Origin of the sequence: Catellatospora sp. TT07R-123 (assembly GCF_018327705.1) — a bacterium.
Lineage (GTDB): Bacteria > Actinomycetota > Actinomycetes > Mycobacteriales > Micromonosporaceae > Catellatospora.
This window is the reverse complement of sequence record NZ_BNEM01000002.1, coordinates 2,909,928-2,932,260: the sequence shown is the minus strand read 5'-3', so window position 1 is coordinate 2,932,260 and position 22,333 is coordinate 2,909,928. Positions and strand designations below refer to the sequence as shown.

13 protein-coding genes are annotated in these 22,333 nt (G+C 72.0%); 7 read left to right on the top strand and 6 right to left on the bottom strand.

The annotated features are described in order from the left end of the window. Nucleotides 1–3 precede the first annotated feature (3 nt). Nucleotides 4–984: a zinc-binding alcohol dehydrogenase gene (locus Cs7R123_RS32720; RefSeq protein WP_212832299.1), complete on the bottom strand. Its 981-nt coding sequence runs from the start codon at nucleotides 982–984 to the stop codon at nucleotides 4–6. A 47-nt stretch (nucleotides 985–1,031) separates the two neighbouring features. On the opposite strand from Cs7R123_RS32720, the gene Cs7R123_RS32715 reads away from it, so the two are divergent. Further along, entirely contained in the window at nucleotides 1,032–1,853 is an 822-nt protein-coding gene (locus tag Cs7R123_RS32715; RefSeq protein ID WP_244872295.1) for a CDP-alcohol phosphatidyltransferase family protein, read from the top strand. Here Cs7R123_RS32715 and Cs7R123_RS32710 read toward each other — a convergent pair. After that, complete coding sequence (locus Cs7R123_RS32710) at nucleotides 1,835–2,584, bottom strand: FkbM family methyltransferase (protein ID WP_212832295.1); 750 nt, start codon at nucleotides 2,582–2,584, stop codon at nucleotides 1,835–1,837. The genes Cs7R123_RS32715 and Cs7R123_RS32710 overlap by 19 nt on opposite strands. 320 nt (nucleotides 2,585–2,904) lie before the next feature. Between Cs7R123_RS32710 and Cs7R123_RS32705 the strand changes: the two genes are divergently transcribed. Further along, entirely contained in the window at nucleotides 2,905–7,482 is a 4,578-nt protein-coding gene (locus tag Cs7R123_RS32705; RefSeq protein WP_212832293.1) for a discoidin domain-containing protein, read from the top strand. A 66-nt stretch (nucleotides 7,483–7,548) separates the two neighbouring features. Here Cs7R123_RS32705 and Cs7R123_RS32700 read toward each other — a convergent pair whose 3' ends face one another. Both Cs7R123_RS32700 and Cs7R123_RS32695 read right to left on the bottom strand, forming a co-directional pair. Continuing rightward, nucleotides 7,549–8,058, bottom strand: a complete 510-nt coding sequence (locus tag Cs7R123_RS32700; protein ID WP_212832291.1) for an IPT/TIG domain-containing protein — start codon at nucleotides 8,056–8,058, stop codon at nucleotides 7,549–7,551. A gap of 213 nt (nucleotides 8,059–8,271) precedes the next feature. Further along, complete coding sequence (locus Cs7R123_RS32695) at nucleotides 8,272–9,951, bottom strand: GDSL-type esterase/lipase family protein (RefSeq protein ID WP_212832289.1); 1,680 nt, start codon at nucleotides 9,949–9,951, stop codon at nucleotides 8,272–8,274. 208 nt (nucleotides 9,952–10,159) lie between these two features. Here Cs7R123_RS32695 and Cs7R123_RS32690 point away from each other — a divergent pair, with 208 nt between their 5' ends. From Cs7R123_RS32690 to Cs7R123_RS32680, 3 genes are all read left to right on the top strand, one after another. After that, on the top strand, nucleotides 10,160–10,696 hold the full coding sequence (locus tag Cs7R123_RS32690) for a hypothetical protein (RefSeq protein WP_212832287.1): 537 nt from the start codon (nucleotides 10,160–10,162) through the stop codon (nucleotides 10,694–10,696). A 31-nt stretch (nucleotides 10,697–10,727) separates the two neighbouring features. Then, nucleotides 10,728–13,241: a LuxR family transcriptional regulator gene (locus tag Cs7R123_RS32685; protein WP_212832279.1), complete on the top strand. Its 2,514-nt coding sequence runs from the start codon at nucleotides 10,728–10,730 to the stop codon at nucleotides 13,239–13,241. A gap of 155 nt (nucleotides 13,242–13,396) precedes the next feature. Further along, the gene (locus Cs7R123_RS32680; RefSeq protein WP_244872294.1) at nucleotides 13,397–15,685 is read left to right on the top strand and encodes a glycoside hydrolase family 3 N-terminal domain-containing protein; all 2,289 of its coding nucleotides are present in this window, start codon (nucleotides 13,397–13,399) and stop codon (nucleotides 15,683–15,685) included. A 50-nt stretch (nucleotides 15,686–15,735) separates the two neighbouring features. Here the strand turns inward: Cs7R123_RS32680 and Cs7R123_RS32675 are convergent, their stop codons facing one another. Continuing rightward, a complete protein-coding gene (locus Cs7R123_RS32675; RefSeq protein ID WP_212832277.1) occupies nucleotides 15,736–18,969 on the bottom strand; it encodes a GH92 family glycosyl hydrolase in 3,234 nt (1,077 codons plus the stop codon). Nucleotides 18,970–19,293: 324 nt separating this feature from the next. Here Cs7R123_RS32675 and Cs7R123_RS32670 point away from each other — a divergent pair, with 324 nt between their 5' ends. Continuing rightward, nucleotides 19,294–20,772 carry a cellulase family glycosylhydrolase gene (locus Cs7R123_RS32670; protein ID WP_212832275.1) on the top strand — a complete coding sequence of 493 codons (1,479 nt, stop codon included), beginning with the start codon at nucleotides 19,294–19,296 and terminating at the stop codon, nucleotides 20,770–20,772. A gap of 64 nt (nucleotides 20,773–20,836) precedes the next feature. Here the strand turns inward: Cs7R123_RS32670 and Cs7R123_RS32665 are convergent, their stop codons facing one another. Beyond that, the gene (locus tag Cs7R123_RS32665) at nucleotides 20,837–21,790 is read right to left on the bottom strand and encodes an RNA polymerase subunit sigma-70 (protein WP_212832274.1); all 954 of its coding nucleotides are present in this window, start codon (nucleotides 21,788–21,790) and stop codon (nucleotides 20,837–20,839) included. 125 nt (nucleotides 21,791–21,915) lie between these two features. On the opposite strand from Cs7R123_RS32665, the gene Cs7R123_RS32660 reads away from it, so the two are divergent. Beyond that, the gene (locus tag Cs7R123_RS32660; RefSeq protein ID WP_212832273.1) at nucleotides 21,916–22,254 is read left to right on the top strand and encodes an RNA polymerase-binding protein RbpA; all 339 of its coding nucleotides are present in this window, start codon (nucleotides 21,916–21,918) and stop codon (nucleotides 22,252–22,254) included. Nucleotides 22,255–22,333 lie beyond the last annotated feature (79 nt).

Here is a 22,333-nt window from a genome sequence, read left to right as displayed (position 1 = left end):
GGTTCACTCTCCGTCGTAGGTGATGACGTGGCACAGGGCCGGGCGGGTGCCGTCGGCGAGCCCGGCCATGACGTCCGGCAGCCGCCCGAACGGGGACTCGCCGGTGACCAGGGTGTCGAACACGGGGTCGCGCAGCAGGTCGAGGGCGAGCGCGAGCCGGTCGGTGAAGGTGCGGGTGGCGGCGCGGGCCGGGGACACCGTGCCGACCTGGCTGGCGCGGATGGTCAGGCGGCCGGAGTGGAACACCCCGCCCAGGCGCAGGCCGATCTCGCGGTCGCCGTACCAGCTGAGCTCGACGACGGTGCCCTGCGGCGCGAGCAGGTCGAGGCTGCGCTGGAGGCCGGCGGCGCTGGCGCTGGCGTGGAAGACCAGGTCGCGGCCGGTGTCGGCGAGCTGCGGCGGGGCGTACGCGGCACCGAGCGCCGCCGCGGTCGCGGCGCGGGCCGGGTCGGGGTCGACCAGCTGCACCGACACCCCGGGGATGCGGGCGGCGACGGCGGCGACGCAGCAGCCGACCATGCCCGCGCCGACGACGCTGATCCGGTCGCCGACCAGCGGCGCGGCGTCCCACAGCGCGTTGACGGCGGTCTCGACCGTGCCCGCGAGCACGGCCCGGCGGGCGGGCACGCCGTCGGGCACCGGCACCACGGCGGCGGCGGGCACCACGTAGCGGGTCTGGTGCGGGTACAGGCAGAACACGTCGCGGCCCAGCAGCTCGGCCGGTCCGTGTTCGACGGTGCCGACGTTGAGGTAGCCGTACTTGACCGGCGCCGGGAAGTCGCCGTCCTGGAACGGCGCCCGCATGGTCGCGTACTGGCTCGGCGGGACGTGCCCGGTGAGGACGAGGGTCTCGGTGCCGCGGCTGATCCCGGTGTAGCGGGTGCGTACGAGCACGTCGGCGGGGCCGGGCTCGGGCAGCGCCACATCGCGGATCTCGCCCGCGTCAGGCGCGGTGATCCAGTACGCGCGCGCGTAGGATGCCATCGGCCTCCTTTCGCACGGGTCGAGGTCGAACCCTATACGGAGGTGCGGTGCCGCCGCAGGTGATCCCGGGTCCACTGGCGGGTCTGCTCGGCCAGGTGGTGCTGCTGGCCGTGCTGGAGGCCGGGGTCGGGCTGGGCGCGCTGGGCTGGGGCTTCGGGCTGGCGTACGCGCTGGCGCTGTGCGTGCTGCTCACCCGGGCGATGCACGGCAGCGGGACGGTCGCCTTCGGACCGGCCGATCTGGTCACCCTGACCCGGGCGGTGCTCGTCGGCGGGGTCACCGCGCTGACCGCGGAGTCGTACGCCCGCCCGCTCGACGTCGCGCCGCTGGTGGCGGTGACGGTGGTGGCCCTGGTGCTCGACGCCGTCGACGGCCTGGTGGCCCGGGGCACCGGCACCGCCACGGAGTTCGGCGCCCGCTTCGACATGGAGACCGACGCCTGGCTGATCGCGGTGCTCAGCGTGTACGCGGCCCCCGGCTACGGCGCCTGGGTGCTGTGCATCGGCGCGATGCGGTACGCGTACGTCGCCGCGAGCTGGGTGCTGCCGTGGCTGCGCGGGCAGCTGTTCCCGCGGTACTGGCGCAAGGTCGTCGCCGCGGTGCAGGGGATCGTGCTGGCGGTGGCGGCCGCCGACGTGCTGCCCCGCGCGCTGGTGCTGCTCGCGCTGCTCGGGGCGCTCGCCCTGCTCACCGAGTCGTTCGGCCGCGACGTGGTCTGGCTGTGGCTGCGCCGCCCCGCCCGCGCCGCCGTCCCGGCGTCGGAGTTCGAGCAGTTTCGGGGAAACAGCACGAAAGCGCGCCGAGATTCCAGCACTTTCCCCGAAACTGCACCTTCCACCGGGGGCGGGGCTCAGCGTAGGCGGGCGTAGACGTCGCCGCTGCGGTTCCGCGGGCGGTAGCGGTCGAGCAGGGTGAGCAGGTCGTCGGCGTCGAGCCAGCGGTCCGAGGCCAGGTGCATGGTCTCGACGGGGGCGTAGTTGTACTCGTATCCGCTCGCCTGGGCGCCGAGGCGTTCGATCAGGTCGAGGGCGGCGGGCATGGCGTCGTGGGCCATGGGCAGGTATTCGAAGGACAGGGCGCGTAGCGGGCGGCTGAGCCCGCGCAGCACGTCGACCTCGTAACCCTCCACATCGATCTTGCAGAACGCGGGCTCGCCGTGCCGCGCGATCAGTTCGTCCAGGGTGGTCACCGGGACCTCGACGGTGCGGTCCCAGCGGACCCCGGCGAAGCTGCGGTCGGCGGTGACCGTGTCGATCCAGTCGCGGGACAGAGTGGACACCGTCGGGCTGGCCGAGGACAGGGCGAGCGCGGCGTGCCCGGCGTGCGCGCCGACCGCGACGGGCAGCACGGTGACGCCGGGGTCGCGGCCGAAGAACAGGCGCAGCACGCGCAGGCAGTCCGGCTGCGGTTCGATCGCGAGCACCCGGGCGCCCAGGCGCCGCCAGGGCCGGACCCGGCTGCCGACGTGGGCGCCGATGTCGAAGGCGAGGTCGCCGGGGCGCAGGAACTGCGCGTAGAAGCGGCGCATGCGCCGGTGGCGGCCCGGGATGCCGTGGTACATGGCGAGCGAGCGGGTGAGACCCCAGGCGCGGGCGAGCATGGCCGACTCTAACGCGAGTTGCGTCCACTGAGCAGCGACGGCTGGCCGTTCGGCGCAATCGATGTAACGGAAATGTTGACGCGCCGGTAGCACATCGGTAACGTTGGCTCCAACACAGTGCAAGATTTCGACAAAGACATGCATGTTTTTGTCGTCCACATGTGCAAGTACTCGGGACAGCTCCTGCCCGGACGGCACATGCTGCTCCAACCGCCCGGTTCCGCTCGCCGTCGCGGCTCACCGGCTTCGTGCCGGTCCTGCCCCCGCGTTGGTGGTCTTCCGCCATACGCGGAAACGTCCCCCCAGCGACAAGGACCGTGATGAGACGAATCAATCCGATCAGGGCGGTGGCGGCTGCGGCCGTGACCGTGCTGGTCGCCTCCGGGGTGTGGGCCGGTGTGGCTCAGGCCGCCGGCGGCCCCAACCTCTCCCTCGGCAAGAGCGCCGGCGCCAGTTCCAGCAACGGCGCGTACACCCCCGGCAACCTCAACGACGGCAACCAGGCGTCCTACTGGGAGAGCAGCGGCTCGCTGCCGCAGTGGGCGCAGATCGACCTCGGTGCCGCGACCAGCGTCGACCAGGTGGTGCTGAAGCTGCCCACGAGCTGGGGCACCCGCACCCAGACCCTCGCGGTCCAGGGCAGCACCAACGGCTCGACCTTCACCGACCTGAAGGCCTCGGCGGGCTACCAGTTCACCGCGGGCACCAACGCGGTGACGATCAACTTCACCGCCGCGAGCGTGCGCTACGTACGCGTCAGCATCAGCGCCAACACCGGCTGGACGGCCGCGCAGCTGTCCGAGCTGGAGGTGTACGGCGTCGCCGGCGGCTCCACCAACCTGGCCCAGGGCCGCCCCACCACCGAGAGCGGCCACGCCGACGTCTACGGCTCGGGCAACGTCGTGGACGGCAACCAGGCCACCTACTGGGAGAGCGTCAACAACGCCTGGCCGCAGTGGGTGACCGTCAACCTCGGCGCCGCCACCTCGGTCAACAAGGTCGTGCTGAAGCTGCCCGCCGGCTGGGGGACCCGCACCCAGACGCTGTCCGTCCAGGGCAGCACCAACGGGTCCAGCTTCACCGACCTCAAGGCCTCGGCCGCGTACACGTTCGACCCGGCTGTGGCGAACAACGCGGTGACGATCAACTTCACCCAGGCCAGCACCCAGTACGTGCGGGTCAGCTTCACCGCCAACACCGCGTGGCCTGCGGGCCAGCTGTCGGAGCTGGAGGTGTACGGCCCCGGCGCGGGCACCGACACCACCGCCCCGAGCGTGCCCGGCACGCTGAGCTACACCACCTCCGGCACGACGATCACCCTGAACTGGGGCGCGTCGACCGACAACAGCGGTGGCAGCGGCATGGCCGGCTACGAGATCTACCGCAACGGCGCCCTGGCCACCACGGTCGGCCTGGTCACCACGTGGGCCGACACCCAGCCGACCTCGGCGACGGTGTCGTACTACGTCAAGGCGCGCGACGTCGCCGGGAACACCTCGGCCGCGGGTAACACGGTCACCCGTACCGGGACCAGCACCGACACCACCGCGCCGAGCGTGCCCGGCACGCTCAGCCTGTCCGCCTCGGGCACCACGCTCACCCTGAACTGGGGCGCGTCGACCGACAACAGCGGCGGCAGCGGCATGAGCGGGTACGAGATCTACCGCAACGGCGCCCTGGTCACCACGGTCGGCCTGGTCACCACGTGGAGCGAGACCCAGCCGCTGACGGCGAACGTCTCCTACTACGTGAAGGCGCGCGACGTCGCGGGCAACGTGTCGGCCGCGGGCAACACCGTCACCCGCAACGGCGACACCACCGCCCCGTCGGTCCCGACCAACCTGGCCGTCAGCACCTCGGGCAGCACCATCACGCTGACCTGGACCGCCTCGACCGACTCCGGCTCGGGCCTGGCCGGGTACGACGTGTTCCGCGAGGGCAACTACGTCACCGGCATCGGCACGGTCACCTCGTGGCAGGACACCCAGGCCGTGACGACCACGGTGTCCTACTACCTGCGGGCGCGCGACGTCGCGGGCAACGTGTCGGCCAACAGCGGCACGGTGACCCGTACCGGCACCGGGAACCCGGGCTGCACCAACGTGGCCGCGGGCAAGACCGCGACCGCCAACGGCTCGACGTTCACCTTCCTGCCGGCCAACGCGGTCGACGGCAACCTCGCCACCTACTGGGAGGGCGCGGGCCTGCCCGCGACGCTGACCGTGGCGCTGGACGCCAACCACAGCGTCACCCAGGTCAACGTGAAGCTGAACCCGGACGCGTCCTGGGGCACCCGTACCCAGAACATCGAGGTGCTCGGCCGCGACCAGGCCGCCACCACCTACACCACGATCAAGGCCGCGGCGAACTACCAGTTCACCCAGGGCAGCAACGTGGTGAACATCCCGGTGTCGGCGACCACCGCCGACGTCCAGCTGAAGATCACCTCCAACAACGGCGCCCCCTCGGGCCAGGTGGCGGAGTTCGAGGTCTGCGGCACCCCGGCGCCCAACGCCGACCTGGCCGTCAGCAACGTGTCGTTCAGCCCCTCGGCGCCGACCGAGGCCAGCAACGTCACCGTCAGCGCCACCGTCAACAACATCGGTGAGCTCGCCTCGACCGCGACCACGCTCAACTTCTACCTGGACGGCGTGCTCAAGACGACCGCCAACGTCGGCCCGATCGGGGCGGGCAGCTCGCTGCCGATCTCGGTCGCGATCGGCAACCTGCCGCAGGGCACCTTCGCCCTGTCGGCCAAGGTCGACCCGTCCAACACGGTGATCGAGAAGAGCGAGGCCAACAACTCGGCCAACGCCGCCTCGCCGCTGACCGTCACCCAGGCCCCCGGCCCGGACCTCCAGGTCGTCGGCATCTCCACCACCCCGGCCAACCCGGCCGTGGGCGCGGCGGTCAGCTTCACCGTCCAGGTGAAGAACCGCGGCATCGACCCGGCCGGCGCCTCGACCACCCGCGTGGTCGTCGGCTCCACCACGCTGAACACCAGCACCGGCACCATCGCCGCGGGGGCCACGGCCACCGTCGCGATCACCGGCACCTGGACCGCGACCAGCGGCGGGGCGACCATCACCGCCACCGCCGACGCCGCGAACGCCGTCACGGAGACCAACGAGACCAACAACTCGCTCTCCCAGGCGATCGTGGTGGGCCGCGGCGCCGCCACCCCGTTCACCACGTACGAGGCCGAGGCCGGGACCTACCAGGGCACCCTGCTGACCGCCGACCCGCTGCGCACCTTCGGGCACACCAACTTCGGCACCGAGTCCTCGGGCCGGCAGTCGGTGCGCCTGGACAGCCAGGGCCAGTACGTGCAGATCACCTCGACCGTGCCGACCAACTCGATCGTGGTGCGCAACTCGGTTCCGGACTCCGCCTCCGGCGGCGGCCAGGACTACACGATCAGCCTCTACGCCAACGACGTCTTCGTGCAGAAGCTCACGTTCTCGTCGCGCAACAGCTGGCTGTACGGCAGCACCGACGACACCGAGTCGCTGTCGAACACGCCCCAGGCCAACGCCCGGCGCCTGTTCGACGAGTCGCAGGCGCTGCTGTCCTCCTCGTACCCGGTGGGCACGCGGTTCAAGCTCCAGCGCGACGCCGGTGACAACGCCTCGTTCTACATCATCGATCTCGTCGACCTGGAGCAGGTCGCACCCGCGCTGACCAAGCCGGCCGAGTGCACCTCGATCACCAGCTACGGCGCGGTGGCCAACGACGGCATCGACGACACCGCGGCGATCCAGCGGGCCGTGACCGACGACGAGAACGGCGTGATCAGCTGCGTCTGGATCCCGGCCGGCCAGTGGCGCCAGGAGCAGAAGATCCTGTCGCCGGACCCGGCCCGGGGCCAGTTCAACCAGAAGGGCATCAGCAACGCCGTCATCCGCGGCGCCGGCATGTGGTACACGAAGCTGTACACCAACACCGAGCCGCAGAACGTGGTGGGCAACATCAACCACCCGCACGAGGGCAACGTCGGCTTCGAGGTCGAGACCAACACCCAGATCTCGGACCTGGCCATCTTCGGTATGACCACCAACCGCGCCAACCGGGGCCACGGCCTCAACGGCCGGTTCGGCCAGAACTCGAAGATCACCAACGTGTGGATCGAGCACGTCAACGTCGGCGCCTGGGTCGGCCGCGACTACTCGGACACGCCCGCCTACTGGAACCCGGGCAACAACCTGGACTTCAGCGGCATGCGCATCCGCGACACGTTCGCCGACGGCATCAACTTCTCCAACGGCACCCACAACTCCCGCGTGTTCAACTCGTCCTTCCGGACCACCGGTGACGACTCCCTCGCGGTGTGGGCCAACCCGTACGTGAAGGACCAGAACGTCGACATCGGCCACGACAACCACTTCACCAACAACACGGTGGCCCTGCCCTGGCGCGCCAACGGCATCGCGATCTACGGCGGTTACGGCAACGCGATCGAGAACAACCTCATCTACGACACGATGAACTACCCGGCGATCATGCTGGCCACCGACCACAGCCCGCTCCCGTTCTCGGGAACCACGACGATCTCGAACAACGGGATCTACCGTGGCGGTGGCGTGTTCTGGAACGAGGCCCAGGAGTTCGGCGCGATCACCCTGTTCGCATCGGGCAAGGACATCATCGGCGCCGTCATCAAGGACACCGACATCTACGACTCCACGTATGACGGCATCCAGTTCAAGACCGGCGGCGGCAGCATGCCGAACGTCGTCATCACGAACGTCAAGATCGACAAGTCGAACAACGGCGCGGGCATCCTGGCGATGAGCGGCGCTCGCGGCAACGCGACGCTGACCAACGTCACGATCACCAACTCCGCCGACGGCAACATCCTCATCCAGCCCGGTTCCCAGTTCACCATCACCGGCAGCTGAGGTAGCGCGACCGCTACGGTCAGACAGTGCCCCCGGCTCGCGCCGGGGGCACTGTCGTATCAGGATCTAGCCCCAGGCGCGCCACTTGTCCCTGAACCAGGCCGCATCGTGCTCGTTGAGCTGGGCGAGCTGCCACTCCATCCAGCCCTGATCTCCCTTGTGCTGCTTGATCTGGGAGAGGACGTCCCGCTTCTCGAACTCCGACAGCGATCCCGGCTCGTACACCGACGTGATCCTGTTGTGCTGGCCTGGCTCGGTCGCGGCGGTGACGCCGTAGGTTCCGGTGGCCGCCATGGAGTCGCCGTCGGGTACGAGGACGTCGACCTCGGGAGTCGTGGACCTCTGGCCGTTGGCGACGACGTAGATGTGGAACGTGCCGAGGACGTTCACCCGTGGGGCGACCGCGGTCAGCCGGTTGTCGCTGACCACCTTGAAACTCTGCGCGTCGTACTCCTTGGAATTCTGGTCGCGGAAGTAGACCCTGCTGGCCCCCTTGAATCCCGACCCCTCGACGGTGACCTCATTGCCCCCGCTCCGGTAGAACGTGCCGCAGCTCAAGCCGGTGACACTAGGCATGGTCCAACACCCTCCTCGCATCGGTTGCCTTGGCCATAGTTTGGCAGCGTCAGCTAGGTTACCGACCGGTTTGGAATAACTCGCGCCATCAATCCCCGCCCTGAGGCGGGGAAGGGCAAGATCGGTGCAGTTTCGGGGAAACTGCACGAAAGGCAGCCGAGATTCCAGCACTTTCCCCGAAACTGCACCGATCTTGGGGCCTGGGCGGGCGGGTCAGGCGCCGGCGGCCTCCAGGGAGTAGACGCGGGTGACGGTGTCGGTGGTCTGGGACGGGGTCACCACGACCAGGCGGACGTAGCGGGCCGTGGCGTTGACCGGGTGCGTGGTCACGCCGTCGGCGTTGGCGGTCACGGTGACCAGGGTGGTCCAGGTGGTGCCGTCGGTGCTGCCCTCGATCCGGTACGCCTTCGTGTTCAGGGCCAGGATCTCGCCGCCCGCCGAGGCGTGGCGGACCACGAACCGCCGCACGGTGCGCACCGCGCCCAGGTCCACCTGGAGCGTGGCGCCCGCGACGCCGCTGCACCACTTGCTGTTGCCGCTGACCACGCCGTCGACGGCCTTGGCGGGTGCCTCGGCGGCCACGCACGCGGCGCTGCCCGTGGCCGGCCGGCCCAGCGCCAGGTCGCTGCCCGGGAACGTGCCGCCCTCGTCGGACAGGGTCAGGTCGTCGAGGTAGCCGCGGAACGTGCCGGTGCCGGTCGGCCGGTCGAAGCCGAGGTCGACGCGGGTGACGGTGCGCCCGGCCAGGCCGCCGAGGTTGACCCGGACCAGGTTCCACTGGTTGACGGCCAGGTGCCCGCCCTCGCCCTGGAACTGGGGGTGCGCGCGGACGCCGTACTGGTCGGCGGCGCCGGTGTCGCGCAGCGCCGAACCGTCGCTGAACTGGAGGTCGACCCCGACGAAGGTGCCGTTGGCCTGCTGCGGGTAGATCCAGTACGACAGCACGCTGCGCGAGGTCAGCGGCACGTCGGCGGCGAAGATCCGGGCGTACGAGTACGACTGGGTCGCCGAGTTGTCCGATCCCGAGTACAGCAGCGCCCCGGCCCCGCTGTGCGCCAGCTCGGCCCGGGTCGACGCCTCCATCCCGGTCAGCGCGCAGCAGTAGCCGCCCACGTTGACCGCGGCCGCGACGCTGTCGCTCCAGGTCGGGGCGGTGTCGGTGGTCTCGAACGCGGTCGACAGCAGCGGGTGGTCGCGCCCGTCGCCGAGCACGGACTCCAGCCCGCTGTACCAGCGCACCGCCATCCGGGCGTACCCGGCGTCGTTGGGGTGCAGCGTGTCGGCCAGGTCGGCCGAGCCGAGCACGGACAGGTCGACGAGCTTGGCCCGCGCGCCGCGGGCGGACACGATCCCGGGCACGGCCGCGTTGAACGTGTTGATCCGGGACTGGATGCCGGCGTCCAGCGCGGGAATGATCTTGGCGACCAGCACGGTGGCGGTGGGCCGGGCGGCCAGGATCTGGTCGATGAGGGCGGCGAGCCGGGCGGGGGCGTTGGCGACGTCGTAGTTCTGGTTCATGTCGTTGGTGCCGATGTGCAGCAGCACCACGTCGGGCTGGTACGTGTTGAGCCAGCCGGTGGCGCTGGCGGCGATCTGGTCGATGCGCCAGCCGGAGTGGCCCTCGTTGTCGGTGTCGGGCAGGCTGCCCGACTGCTGCGATCCGACGAAGTCGACGGCGTACCCGGCCTGGGCGACCAGGCGCTGCCACAGCGCGGCGCGGTAGCTGGAGGTGCTGGGGCTGCCGACGCCCCAGGTGATCGAGTCGCCCAGCGGCATGATCTTGATGGGGCGGGTGGTGACGGCGGCCTCGGCCGGTGCGGGCAGGAGCGCCAGGGACAGGAGTGCGGCCAGGGCCGCCGCGAGACGGGCGGCGAGGCGGGGGACGGATGGCACGGATACCTCCGGGACGGGGGAGGTGGCGGCGCGGCGGCCGCCGGGAACGGGTGCTTCCGTCCAGCCTGGAGTTATTATTCATGCTTGTCAATGAATTTTGACAACGTTGCCAATCGCCGGGGATCAGCATAGCGTCGCCTTGCGGACAGGGCGATCTGAGTGGCGGCCACTCAGGCGTACCCACCGCTTCGCCCCGATGCTCGGCGGCATGAGGAAATCGCTGCTCGCCATCACCCTGCTGACCGCCGCGCTCGCCGGCTGCGGCCCGGCCGACGAACCCGTCACCCCCGCGGCGAACCCGCCCGCCGCCACCTCCGCCGCGGCCGACCCGGCCCCGGCCGCAGCCGCCGCGGTGACCCCGGCGCAACTGTGCGGCCTGCTGAGCGTCGCCGACGCCGTGCGCATCACCGGCTTCAGCGAGATCGCCAAGGCGACCCCGAGCATGTCGGGTGACGTGGCGGTGTGCACGTACGAGAAGAGCGACGGCATCGGCAAGGTCATCACCGAGTGGCAGCCCAATGCCAAGACCATGTTCGACATGACCAAGGCCAAGGGCGAGCGGGTGTCCGGCCTGGGCCAGGAGACGGTGTACTTCAAGACCTCCGGCCAGCTGTCGGTCCGGCTGACCGCGCGTGGCGACCTGTTCCACGTGTTCATGCTGGACGTGCGGGCGCACGGCGGCGACCCGAAGGGCGGCGCGGTCGCGATCGCGAACATCGTGGTCCCGCACCTGCCGGGTGCGTAACCGACGCCGTGTAGGAGGTAGATTCGCCCGCGTGCGTGATCTTTCCGCGGTCGGTCCGGCGGTGGCCGGGCGCGGCGCGGAGCTGGCCCGCGCGCGGGCGTTCCTGACCGGATCCGGGGGCGTGACCCTGGTCGGCGCCTCCGGCATGGGCAAGACCCACCTGGCCCGCGCCCTGGTGGGCGGGCGCGCCGAGTGGATCGCCGCGACCCGGGCCGCCTCGGCCATCCCGTTCGGCGCCTTCGCCCGCTTTCTCGACGACCCCGGACCGCGCGGGGCCTGGCCCGGCCCCCGGGCCCTGCCGGCGGTGATCCTGCGGCGGCTGCTGGCACAGCTGCGCGAGGGCACCTCGACGATCGTCGTCGACGACGCGCACCTGCTCGACGACGGGTCGGCGGCGCTGGTGCACGAGCTGGCCCGCGATCCGTCCCTGCGGCTGGTCCTGGTCGTACGCGCCGGGGAGCCGGTGCCGGGCGGGCTCGGCGGGCTGCGTCCGGCCGTACACCTCGACGCTCTCGACGAGACCGGGGTGGCCCGGGTGGCGGCCGCCGTGCTCGGCGGGGCGCTGGACCCGGCCGCCGCGGCCGACCTGCACCGGCTCAGCGGCGGCAACGCGCTGGCCTGCACCGAACTGGTGCGCTCGGCGCTGGCCGACGCCACCCTGCACCGCGGCCCGGACGGGCGCTGGCAATGGACCGACCGGCAGCGCCGCGGCGGCGTCACGGGGGTGCTGCTGCAACGGCTGGCCGGGCTGACCCGGGCCGAGCGCGAGGTGCTCCAGCTCGTCGCGCTGGCCGAGCCCGCCGACACCGACGCGGTCGCGGCCGTCGGCGGCCCGGCGCTGGTGGAGGCCCTGTGCGAGCAGGGCTGGCTGGTCGCCAGCGCCGCCGGGGACCAGCTGTCCCTGCCGCACCCACGCTACGGCGAGGTGCTGCTCGACGGCGCGACCCCGGTGACGCTGCGGCGGCTGCGGCGGGCGCTGGCCGACCGGCTCACCGGGCCCGGCCACCTGCTGCGCCGGGTCACGCTGCGCCTGGACGCCGCCGACACCGCGCCCGACGCCGAGCTGCTGGCCGGGGCCGACGAGGCGCTGTCGCGGCTGGACGGCCCGCTGGGCGAGCGGCTGGCCCGCGCCGCGGCCGCCGACGGGCCGCGCCGGGCGGAGCTGCTGTCGCGGGCGCTGCTGCTCCAGCAGCGCTGGGCCGACGCCGAGCAGGTGCTGGCGGCGGCGACGGCGGCGTATCCGGGGCGGCCGGAGCTGGTCGGGGCGCGGGTGAGCAACCTGGTGCGCGGGCTGCGCCGCGACGACCTGGCCATCGCGTTCCTGGAGGGCGAGCGGCCGGACCCGGTCACGGCGGTGCAGCTGGCGGTGCTGCGCCGGCAGTACGCGGCCGCCGTCCGCGCCTGCGCCGCCGACCCGCTGCTGGCCGACCTCGACCTGGCCGGCCCGGCCGGGTACGCCATCCACCAGCTCGCCGGCGCCTACTACCAGCTCGGCATGGTGGCCGAGGGGCTGGCGCTGCTGCGCCACCACGACCGGCCCGGCATGCCCGCCGAGGTGCTGCTGTCGCTGCGCTTCGGCATGGTCGGCTCGCTGCTGGCCGCCGGGCGGCCGGACGAGGCGCAGACGCTGGCGCAGACGCTGTCGCACTGGGGCGAGCAGGCGGGCTGGCCCCTGGCGTCCTGCCTGGGCGAGGCGGCGGCGGGCGGGGTGCGGGCCTACCGGGGCGACTTCGCGGGGGCGGCGCGGTCGCTGCGGGCGGCGCTGGGGGCGGCCGGGGCCGTTCCGGCGGGGGTACGCCACTGGATGGCGTGCCAGCTCGCCGCGGCCGAGGCGGCCCTGGGCCGCGTCGACGCCGCGTACGAGGTGCTGCGCACCGCCACCGCCCTGCGCGAGAGCGGGTCGATGCCGTACGTCGCCGTCGACGAGCACCGGGCGCGCGCGTTCGTGCGGGCCTGCGCGGGCGTCCCGGCCGCCGCCGAGCTGCGCGACCTGTTCGACGACCAGCTCGGCTGCGCCGCGTACGCCGTGGCCGTCGAGGCGGCGCTGCTGCTGGCCCGGGTCGACGACGCGGCCGGGGCGCGCGACCTGCTGGACCGGCTGCCGCCGCTGGCGGGGGTGTACGCGATCCACGCCGGGTTCGTCCGGGCGCTGGCCGCCGGATCGGCCGCCGACCTGCTGGAGGTGTGCGACCGGTACGCGGCGGCGGGCGCGGCGGGGCTGGCCGCGGAGGCGGCGGACCGGGCCGCGCGCTGCGGCGGGCGCACCCCGCGTAAGCTCGCCGCGACCGCCGCGTGGCGCCGGGACCGGCTGGTGGCGGGCGGGGCGACCGCGCTGCCGTGGTGGTCGGGGACGCCGGCGCCGTCCGGGCTGAGCCCGCGCGAGCGGGAGGTGGCCGGGCTGGCGGCCGAGGGGCTGTCCAATCCGGAGATAGCCGCCCGGCTGGTGCTGTCGGTGCGTACGGTGGAGAACCACCTGCACAGCAGCTATGCCAAGCTGGGTGTGACCGGCCGGGCGGAGCTGCGCGCGGCTCTGGGCTGGGGCTGACCGTCCGGGTGATCCCAGGGCGGCGGGGGTGACGGCGAGCCGCCGGATGTGGCTATAGTGTTCGGAGAGCGCTCTCCCGGCGACGCGGGCGGGGGCTGTCGTGGACCGTGCGCCGGGAACGCCCGACTTAGGGCGTCCATGAAAGGACCTACCCCGTGAACACCCCGCTGCCCTATCTCGACCCTGCCCTGCCCACCGCTGCCCGGGTCGCCGACCTGCTCAGCCGCATGACCCTGCCGGAGAAGGCCGGGCAGATGCTCCAGCTGGCCGCCCGCGACGGCGTCCGCCGCATCGTCGAGGACCTGCACGTCGGCTCCATCCTCCACGCGTCGCCGGAGCACCTCCAGGAAGCCGTCGCGCTGGCCGCGGACTCCCGCCTGGGCATCCCGCTGCTGGTCGCCGAGGACTGCATCCACGGCCACTCGTTCTGGATCGGCGCCACCATCTTCCCCACCCAGCTCGGCATGGCCGCCACCTGGGACCCCGAGCTGGTCGAGCGGGTCGCCCGCGCGACCGCGGTCGAGGTCGCCGCGACCGGCATCCACTGGACCTTCTCCCCGGTGCTGTGCATCGCCCGCGACCTGCGCTGGGGCCGGGTCAGCGAGACGTTCGGCGAGGACCCGTTCCTCATCGGCGAGCTGGCCTCGGCGATGGTGCGCGGCTACCAGGGCGACGGCCTGGCCGACCCGACCGCCATCCTGGCCTGCGCGAAGCACTTCGCCGGCTACTCCGAGACCCAGGGCGGCCGCGACGCCAGCGAGGCCGACATCTCGCGGCGCAAGCTGCGCTCGTGGTTCCTGCCGCCGTTCGAGCGGGTCGCCCGCGAGGGCTGCCGCACCTTCATGCTCGGCTACCAGTCCATGGACGGCGTCCCGATCACCATCAACAACTGGCTGCTCAACGAGGTGCTGCGCGGCGAGTGGGGCTACACCGGGACGCTGGTGACCGACTGGGACAACGTCGGGCGCATGGTGTGGGAGCAGAAGGTGGCCGCCGACCACTCCGAGGCGGCGGCGCTGGCGGTCAAGGCCGGCAACGACATGGTGATGACCACGCCCGACTTCTTCGAGGGCGCCCAGGACGCGGTGGCCAAGGGCATGCTGGAGGAGGCCGACCTGGACGCGGCGGTCAGCCGCATCCTCACCCTGAAGTTCGAGCTCGGCCTGTTCGAGAACCCGCGCCTGCCCGACCCGGCCCGCCAGGCGCAGGTCATCGCGAACCCGGCGCACACCGCGCTCAACCTGGAGGTGGCGCGCCGGTCGCTGGTGCTGCTGCGCAACGACGGCACGCTGCCGCTGGCGGGCGGGTCCACCGCCGACGCCGCCGGCCGGGCCGCGGGCGACGGCACGGCCCGGACCGTCGCGGTGATCGGGCCCAACGCCGACGACCCGCACACCATCCTCGGCGACTGGGCGGGCGCCTCCGGCCAGGCCGAGTGGCTGCCCGACGGCCACCCCCGCGAGATGATCTCGACGGTGCTGGACGGGTTCCGCGCGCACGCGCCCGCCGACTGGACCGTCGTGCACGCCCGGGGCGCCGAGATCGTGACCACCGGCCCGGACCCGGAGGGCCCGTACTTCCCGGACGGCCAGCCCCGCCCCGACGTCGCCGTCCCGGCCGAGCCCGATGCGGCGATGATCGCCGAGGCGGTCGCGGCCGCGCAGGCCGCGGACTACGTGGTGGCCGTGGTCGGCGACCGGATCGAGCTGGTCGGCGAGACCAAGTCGACCGCGACGCTGGAGCTGGTCGGCGGCCAGGTGGCGCTGCTGGACGCGCTGGAGGCTGTCGGCAAGCCGCTGGTCGTGGTGCTGGTCAGCTCCAAGCCGCTGGTGCTGCCGCCGTCGGCGCACCGCGCCGCCGCCATCGTGTACGCGTTCAACCCCGGCATGCGCGGCGGTCAGGCGATCGCCGAGCTGCTGCTGGGGCTGGCCGAGCCGACCGGCCGCCTGCCGATCTCGTTCGCCCGCCACGCCGGGCAGCAGCCGACGTACTACAACCAGATCCGGGGCCAGCACGGCACCCGCTACGCCGACCTCACCCAGGCGCCGGCGTTCGCGTTCGGCGAGGGCCTGTCCTACAGCACCGTCGAGTACGCCGACCTGCACGTGCTCACCCCCGAGGTGCGGGCGGAGGACACCGTCCGGGCCCGGGTGATCGTGCGCAACACCGGCGCCCGCCCGGTCACCGAGACCGTCCAGGTGTACGTCACCGACACGGTCACCTCGGTGACCTGGGCGGAGAAGGAGCTCAAGACGTTCCGGCAGGTCGTGCTCGCCCCCGGCGAGGCGCGCACGGTCGACCTGGAGCTGCCCGCCGCCGACTGCACCCTGGTCGACACCGCGGGTCGCCGGGTCGTGGAGCCGGGCGCGTTCGAACTGCTCGTGGGCCCGTCCTCGCGCGAGTCCGAGCTGCTGCGGGCGGACTTCACCGTCTTCGCGGGCTGAAACGGGGGCGCCGCGGGCCGGGTTCACCGGCCCGCGGCGTCACAGCCGTACTAGCCGAGGACCCGCAGCTCGTAGATGCGGGTCGCGCCGTCGGTGGTCTGGGTCGGCGTCTGCACGGTGAGGCGGACGTACCGGCCGGACGCGGTCACCTGGTGCGCGGTCTCGGCCGCGTTGTTGTTGGTGACCGCGACGATCGGCGTCCAGGTGGTGCCGTCGGTCGACACGTCGATCGTGTACGCCTTCGTGTTGTAGGTCGCGGGTTCGCCGCCCGCCTCGGCGTGCGCGACCTCGAACCGGCTGATGTTGCGGACCGAGCCCAGGTCCACCCGCAGCCAGGCCCCGGCCACGCCGGAGCAGAACTTGTCCGCGTTGCCGCCGCTGACGGTGCCGTTGACGGCCTTCTCCGGGCCCTCGGTGGTGGCGCAGGCCGTGGAGCTGGTGACGGGCTTGTTGAGGGCCAGGTTCACCGGGCCCGCGGTCGGGGCGTACACCTCGAACTCGTAGACGCGGGTGGCGGTGTCGGTGGTCTGCGTCGGCGCGCTGACGTTGAGTTTCACGTAGCGGGCCGTGGCCGTGGCGATGGTGTGCGTGGTGACGCCGCTGTTGGCGCCGCTCACGTTCACCGGCGTGGACCAGTTGGTGCCGTCGGTGGACAGCTGGATCGTGAACGCCTTGGTGTCGTAGTCGGCCGACTCGCCGCCCGCGCCCGCGTGCCGGATCACGAAGCTGCCGAGCTGCTGGTTGGACCCGAGGTCGACCTGGAGCCAGCTCGGGCCGGTCAGCGAGCAGAACTTGTCGGTGTTGCCGCCGCTCACGCTGCCGTTGACGGCCTTGTCCGGGCCCTCGGTGCTCGCGCACGCGGTCGAGCCGGTGGCGGGCCGGTTCAGGGCCAGGTTGGTGCCGAGCGCGGGCGGGTTGGCGTGGACCGCCGACGGCGGGACGTCGCCCGCGCCGGTGCCCCAGGTGCCGGGGGTGCCGCTGACGGTGTAGTCGAGCGTGGCGCCCTTGGCGACGTCGGCCTGCGAGAGCCAGGTCCTGGTGAACCCGGCGCCGTTGCGGGCGGCGGTGGCGATGTAGCGGTTGGTGTCGGTGACGCCGGGGGCGTTGACGGTCAGCGTGCCGCCCTGCTGCGTGCCGTACGAGCCGATGGTGACCTTGGCGTACGGGAACTGCGGGGTGGTGACGCCGTAGAAGTTCGCGCCGTTCATCAGCGGGTACAGGCCGAGCGAGGAGAAGACGTACCAGGCCGACATGGTGCCGAGGTCGTCGTTGCCGGTGACGCCGTTGGGCGCGTTGGAGAACAGCGTGAACGCCGAGCGCACCACCGTCGCCGTCTTGTACGGCTGCCCCGTCCACAGGTACGTGTACGGCGCCAGCAGGTCAGGCTCGTTGTTCGGGTTGTACGTCATGAAGCTGTAGTAGTCGTAGGCGCCGTTGACCCACTTGGTGCGTGCGGTGCCCGACGGGTCGGTCAGCAGCCCGCTGTAGGCGAAGAACTGGTCCAGCCGCGCGTTGGCGGCCGTCTTGCCGCCGAGCAGCGCGACCAGGCCGTCCGGGTCCTGCGGCACCAGCCACTGGTACTGGTACGCCCCGGCCTCGTGGAACATGTGCGCCCCGTCGGTCGGCGAGTACGACGGCTGCCAGGTCCCGCCCGCGTTGCGCGGCCGGAAGAAGCCGATCGAGGAGTCGAACAGGTTGCGGTAGTTCAGGCCGCGCGCGGCGAGCATGTCCGCGTCGGCGGTGTGGCCCAGCGCCCGCGCCATCAGCGACAGGCCCGCGTCGGCGGCCGAGTACTCCAGCGTGGCCGAGGCGGGGTACTGGCAGTCGTGGTCGAACGGGTGCGTCGGGGTGCAGGAGCCGCCGGTCGGGACGTACCCGATGGAGGTGTAGTAGTTGTTGCCGTTGCGGGCGTTGATGCCCAGGCCGGTGCCGGGCACGCCGGTCGCGTTCTTGCGCAGCGCGGTGTAGAACTGCTCCTCGTACCCGTTGAGCAGCCCGCGCGCCCACAGATCGACCAGGAACGGGGTCACCGGGTCGCCGGTCATGGTGTTGGTCTCGGTGTTGTAGAGCGACCAGCGCGGCAGCCAGCCCAGCTCGCGGTCCACGGCCAGCAGCGACAGCGCGTAGTCGCGCGCCACCTGCGGTTCCAGCAGCGCGACGAGCTGGTTCTGGGCCCGGTAGGTGTCCCACAGCGAGAACGTCTGGTACGGCGTGTACCCGGAGGCGGTCCGGGTCACGTTGTCGAAGCCCCGGTAGGAGCCGTCGGTGTCGCCGGACAGGTTCGGGTGCAGCAGCGAGTGGTAGAGCGAGGTGTAGAAGGCGGTCTGGCGGTCGGCCGTGCCCCCGTCGACCTCGGCCTTGTGCAGCTTGGTGTTCCAGGTGTCGTGCGCGGCCTGCTTGACCGTGTCGAAGTTGAACCCGGCCGACGTGGTCTCGGCGGCGAGGTTGGTGCGCGCCCCCGCGATCCCCGTGTACGACAGCCCGAGCTTCAGCGTGACCACCCGGTCGGTGCTGGTGTCGAACCGCACCCAGCCGCCGGTGGAGGCGGTGCCGGTGGAACTGCGGCTGCCGTTGGTGAACGTGCCGCCTGACCAGGTGCCGAACGAGGCGAACGGGCGGCTGAACCTGGCCGAGAAGTACACGGTGTGGGCCGGGGAGCTGCTGCAGAAGCCGCTCTCGGTGACCGAGCCCTCGACGGTGTCGCTGTTCACGATGGACACCGAGGAGCTGTTGGCGCCGCCGTTGCCGCCCTTGACCTCGGAGGTGTTGAACATGACGTTGGCCTGGGTGCTGGCCGGGAAGGTGTACCGGTGCCAGCCGGTGCGCAGCGTCGCGGTGAGTTCGGCGGTGACCCCGTTGGGCATGCCGACCCGGTAGAACCCGGCGGTGGCCTGCTCCTGGGCGTGGTTGAGGGTCTGGCCGTAGGTGTTGGGGTCGTTGGAGCCGACCGCGCCGACGGTCGGCATGACCGACACCTCGGTGGCGGAGCCGCAGCCGACGCCGGACAGGTGGGTGTGCGAGAACCCGCGGATCTTGGTCTGGTCGTAGTTGTACCCGGTGCCCCAGCCGGTGTCCGGGCTGAGCTGCACCATGCCGAACGGCAGGGCGGCACCGGGGAAGGTGTTGCCCTCCTTCTGGGTGCCGATGAGCGGGTTGACCAGCGGGGTCAGATCGGCGGGCACGGCGGCGTGCGCGGGCGCGGCGGCGAGCCCGGCGGTCAGCAGCGAGGCGACGAGGGCGAGAGCCGAGGCCGCGGCGAGCGACCTGGGCGAAAGGGGTGGCATGACATGCTCCTTTGCCGGCGGACAACGTTGTCATGTTTCGGCAAAGTTTCACGGCCTTCGATTGGCATGTCAAGCGCGAGCAATCCGGACGGTGCCTGAAAGTTCCACGCCGGACACCGGTCCGTACGACTGTCACGGATGCAGATATTGCGAACGCGTTACCGGCGCCTTAAGCTCCGACCCGTGGGAGCGCTCCCGGCCCAAGTGGAGGCGCTCCATGTCGTCCCGCCTGCGCGTAACTGCCCGTACGCCAGGCACGGACGGGGCCTGCTCCATCCGGAATGTCCACTCCCGATCACCGGACAGAACAGAAAGGCCAGTCCCATGCAGTTCCTCCCGCGCGCCTCCCGGCGCAGCCTGGTGGCGGCCGGTGCCGTCGCCGCGCTCGCCGTGGGCGTGACCGCCGCCCTACCGGCGGTCAACGCGATGGCGGCCACCGGCTGCCAGGTCACCTACACCACCAACACCTGGGCCGGCGGCTTCACCGGCAACGTCGCCATCAAGAACCTGGGCGACGCGATCAGCTCCTGGACGCTGAAGTGGACCTTCCCCGACAGCGGCCAGAAGGTCGTGCAGGGCTGGTCGGCCACGTACACCCAGAGCGGCGCCAACGTGACCGCGGTCAGCATGGACTACAACGGCGCGCTGGCCACCGGCGCCGAGGCGACCATCGGCTTCAACGGCAGCTGGACCACCGCCAACCCGGTCCCGGCGTCGTTCACGCTGAACGGCACGGTCTGCACCGGCACGGTCACCAGCTCGCCGTCGCCCAGCCGCTCGGCGAACCCGTCGCCCTCGGCCTCGCCGTCGAAGTCGCCGTCCCCCTCGCCGTCGCCGTCCAGCTCGCCGAACCCGCCGACCGGGACCACCCCGGTCGCGATCAACGGCCAGCTGCACGTGTGCGGCGTGAACCTGTGCAACCAGTACAACAAGCCGATCCAGCTCCGCGGGATGAGCACGCACGGCCTCCAGTGGTTCGCGAACTGCTACAACGACGCCTCGCTGGACGCGCTGGCCAACGACTGGAACGCCGACCTGCTGCGCATCGCGATGTACGTGCAGGAGCAGGGCTACGAGACCAACCCGGCGGCCTTCACCAACCAGGTGAACACGCTGGTCGACAAGGCCCAGGCCCGCGGCATGTACGCCCTGATCGACTTCCACACGCTGACTCCGGGCGACCCGAACTACAACCTGGACCGGGCGAAGACGTTCTTCGCGGCGGTCGCGGCCCGCAACGCGGCCAAGAACAACGTGATCTACGAGATCGCCAACGAGCCCAACGGCGTGAGCTGGGCGGGCATCAAGAGCTACGCCGAGCAGGTCATCCCGGTGATCCGGGCCAACGACCCGGACGCGGTGGTCATCGTCGGCACCCGCGGCTGGTCGTCGCTGGGCGTCTCCGAGGGCGGCAACGCCTCCGAGGTCATCAACAACAAGGTCAACGCCCAGAACGTGATGTACACGTTCCACTTCTACGCGGCGTCGCACAAGGACAACTACCGCGCCGAGCTGGAGCGGGCCGCGGCCTCGCTGCCGATGTTCGTCACCGAGTTCGGCACCGTCACCTACACCGGCGGCGGCGCGTTCGACCAGTCCAGCAGCACCGCCTGGCTGGACATGCTGGACCGGCTGAAGATCAGCTACGCGAACTGGACCTACTCCGACGCCAGTGAGAGCAGCGCCGCGTTCAAGCCGGGCACCTGCGCCGGCGGCCAGTACGCGGGCACCTCCGTCCTCCAGGACTCGGGCCTGTTCATGCGCTCGCGCATCCGCACCGCGGACAACTTCCCGACCAGCTGAGGCAGCGCCTCGCCCGGTCCGCACAGCCGAACGGGGTCCCCGCCCGCCGCGGGGGCCCCGTTCCTCATACCTGCTGCGGCAGGTCGAACCAGGTGAACAGCTCCGGGTCGTGAAACGACGTGATCTCCGCGATGGCCCCGCCGGCCACCGTGAACACCGCCACGGCGTACGCGGTGTGCGCCCGGCCGCCGGGCGGGCACCGGTACACCCCGGCCGCGGGCTGCCCGTTGGCGCCCGTCGCCACGAGCCGGAACGTCCCGGCGTAGCGGGGCGAGGCCGGGTCCCAGGCGGCGGCGGCCACCGCCCGCAGCGTCTCGCGGCCCTGGTACCAGACCAGGTGCGGCGGCATGCTGATCCGGACGTCGGGGGCCAGCAGCGCGGTGGCCGCGTGCAGGTCGCCCGACTCGACCGCGTCGGCGTAGCGGCGCAGCAGCTCCTGATGCGACCCGCGCGGTTCGCCCGCGCGGCCGGCGGCACCGCCGAGCAGGGTGCGCGCGTGCCGCAGGTGGTGGGTGACCACCTGCCCGGTCGCGTCCAGGGCCGCCGCGATCCGCGGCACCGGCCAGCCGAGGTCGGCCAGCAGCAGCACCGCCCGCTGCCGGGGTGGGAGCTGCTGCAACGCCGCCGTGTAGGCCAGCGCGATCCCGGACCGGTCGTCACCGCGCAGCCGGTCGGGATAGGGACGCAGCCAGGCGATGTCCCGCCGGGCGACCAGGTCCGCGTCGGCGGTCGCGGGCGCCGACAGGTGCGGGGGCAGCACCCGCCGGTCGCGGCCGTCGAGCAGGCGCAGGCAGGCCAGGGTGGCGAGGCGGTACAGCCGGTCGGGCACCGGTTCGGCGGTGTGCGCGGACACCGCGTGCAGCACCGCCTCCTGGACCACGTCCTCGGCCTGGCCGTACGAGCCGAGCATGCGGTAGCAGTGCGCCCGCAGCCCGGCGCGGTGCCGCCGCAGCAGCGCGGCGAACCCGGCCAGGTCGCCGCTGCGCGCCGTGGCCGAGCCGTCGCCGGTAGTGGTCATGGCGGCCATCTTCGCTCATGAATGCGCACGGACGAAGTGGCGCGAGGAACAAAACCGCACTGCGCCTCGTTGGCTCACCGGGACACAATGTGTCCGACAGTGGTGCCAGAGCAGGAGGAGAAGGTATGGGCGAGCGGATGCTGCGGGGAAGCCGACTGGGCGCCGTCAGCTACGAGTCGGACCGCAACACCGAGCTCGCGCCGCGCCAGACGCGCGAATACCTGTGCGCCAACGGGCACCGGTTCGAGGTGCCGTTCGCGATGGACGCCGAGGTGCCGGCGCTGTGGGAGTGCAAGTTCGACGGCAGCGTGGCCCGGCTGATGGACGGCAGCGAGCCGGAGCAGAAGAAGGCCAAGCCGCCGCGTACGCACTGGGACATGCTGCTGGAGCGGCGCTCGGTCGAGGAGCTGGAAGAGATCCTGAGCGAGCGGCTGGCCGTCGTCAGCGCGCGCCGCGGTCGCTGATCCAAGCAGGTCAGAGGGCGCTTCCCGGTGGGGGAGGCGCCCTCTTCCGTGTGCCCGGAGACTAGACTCCGGGTGTATA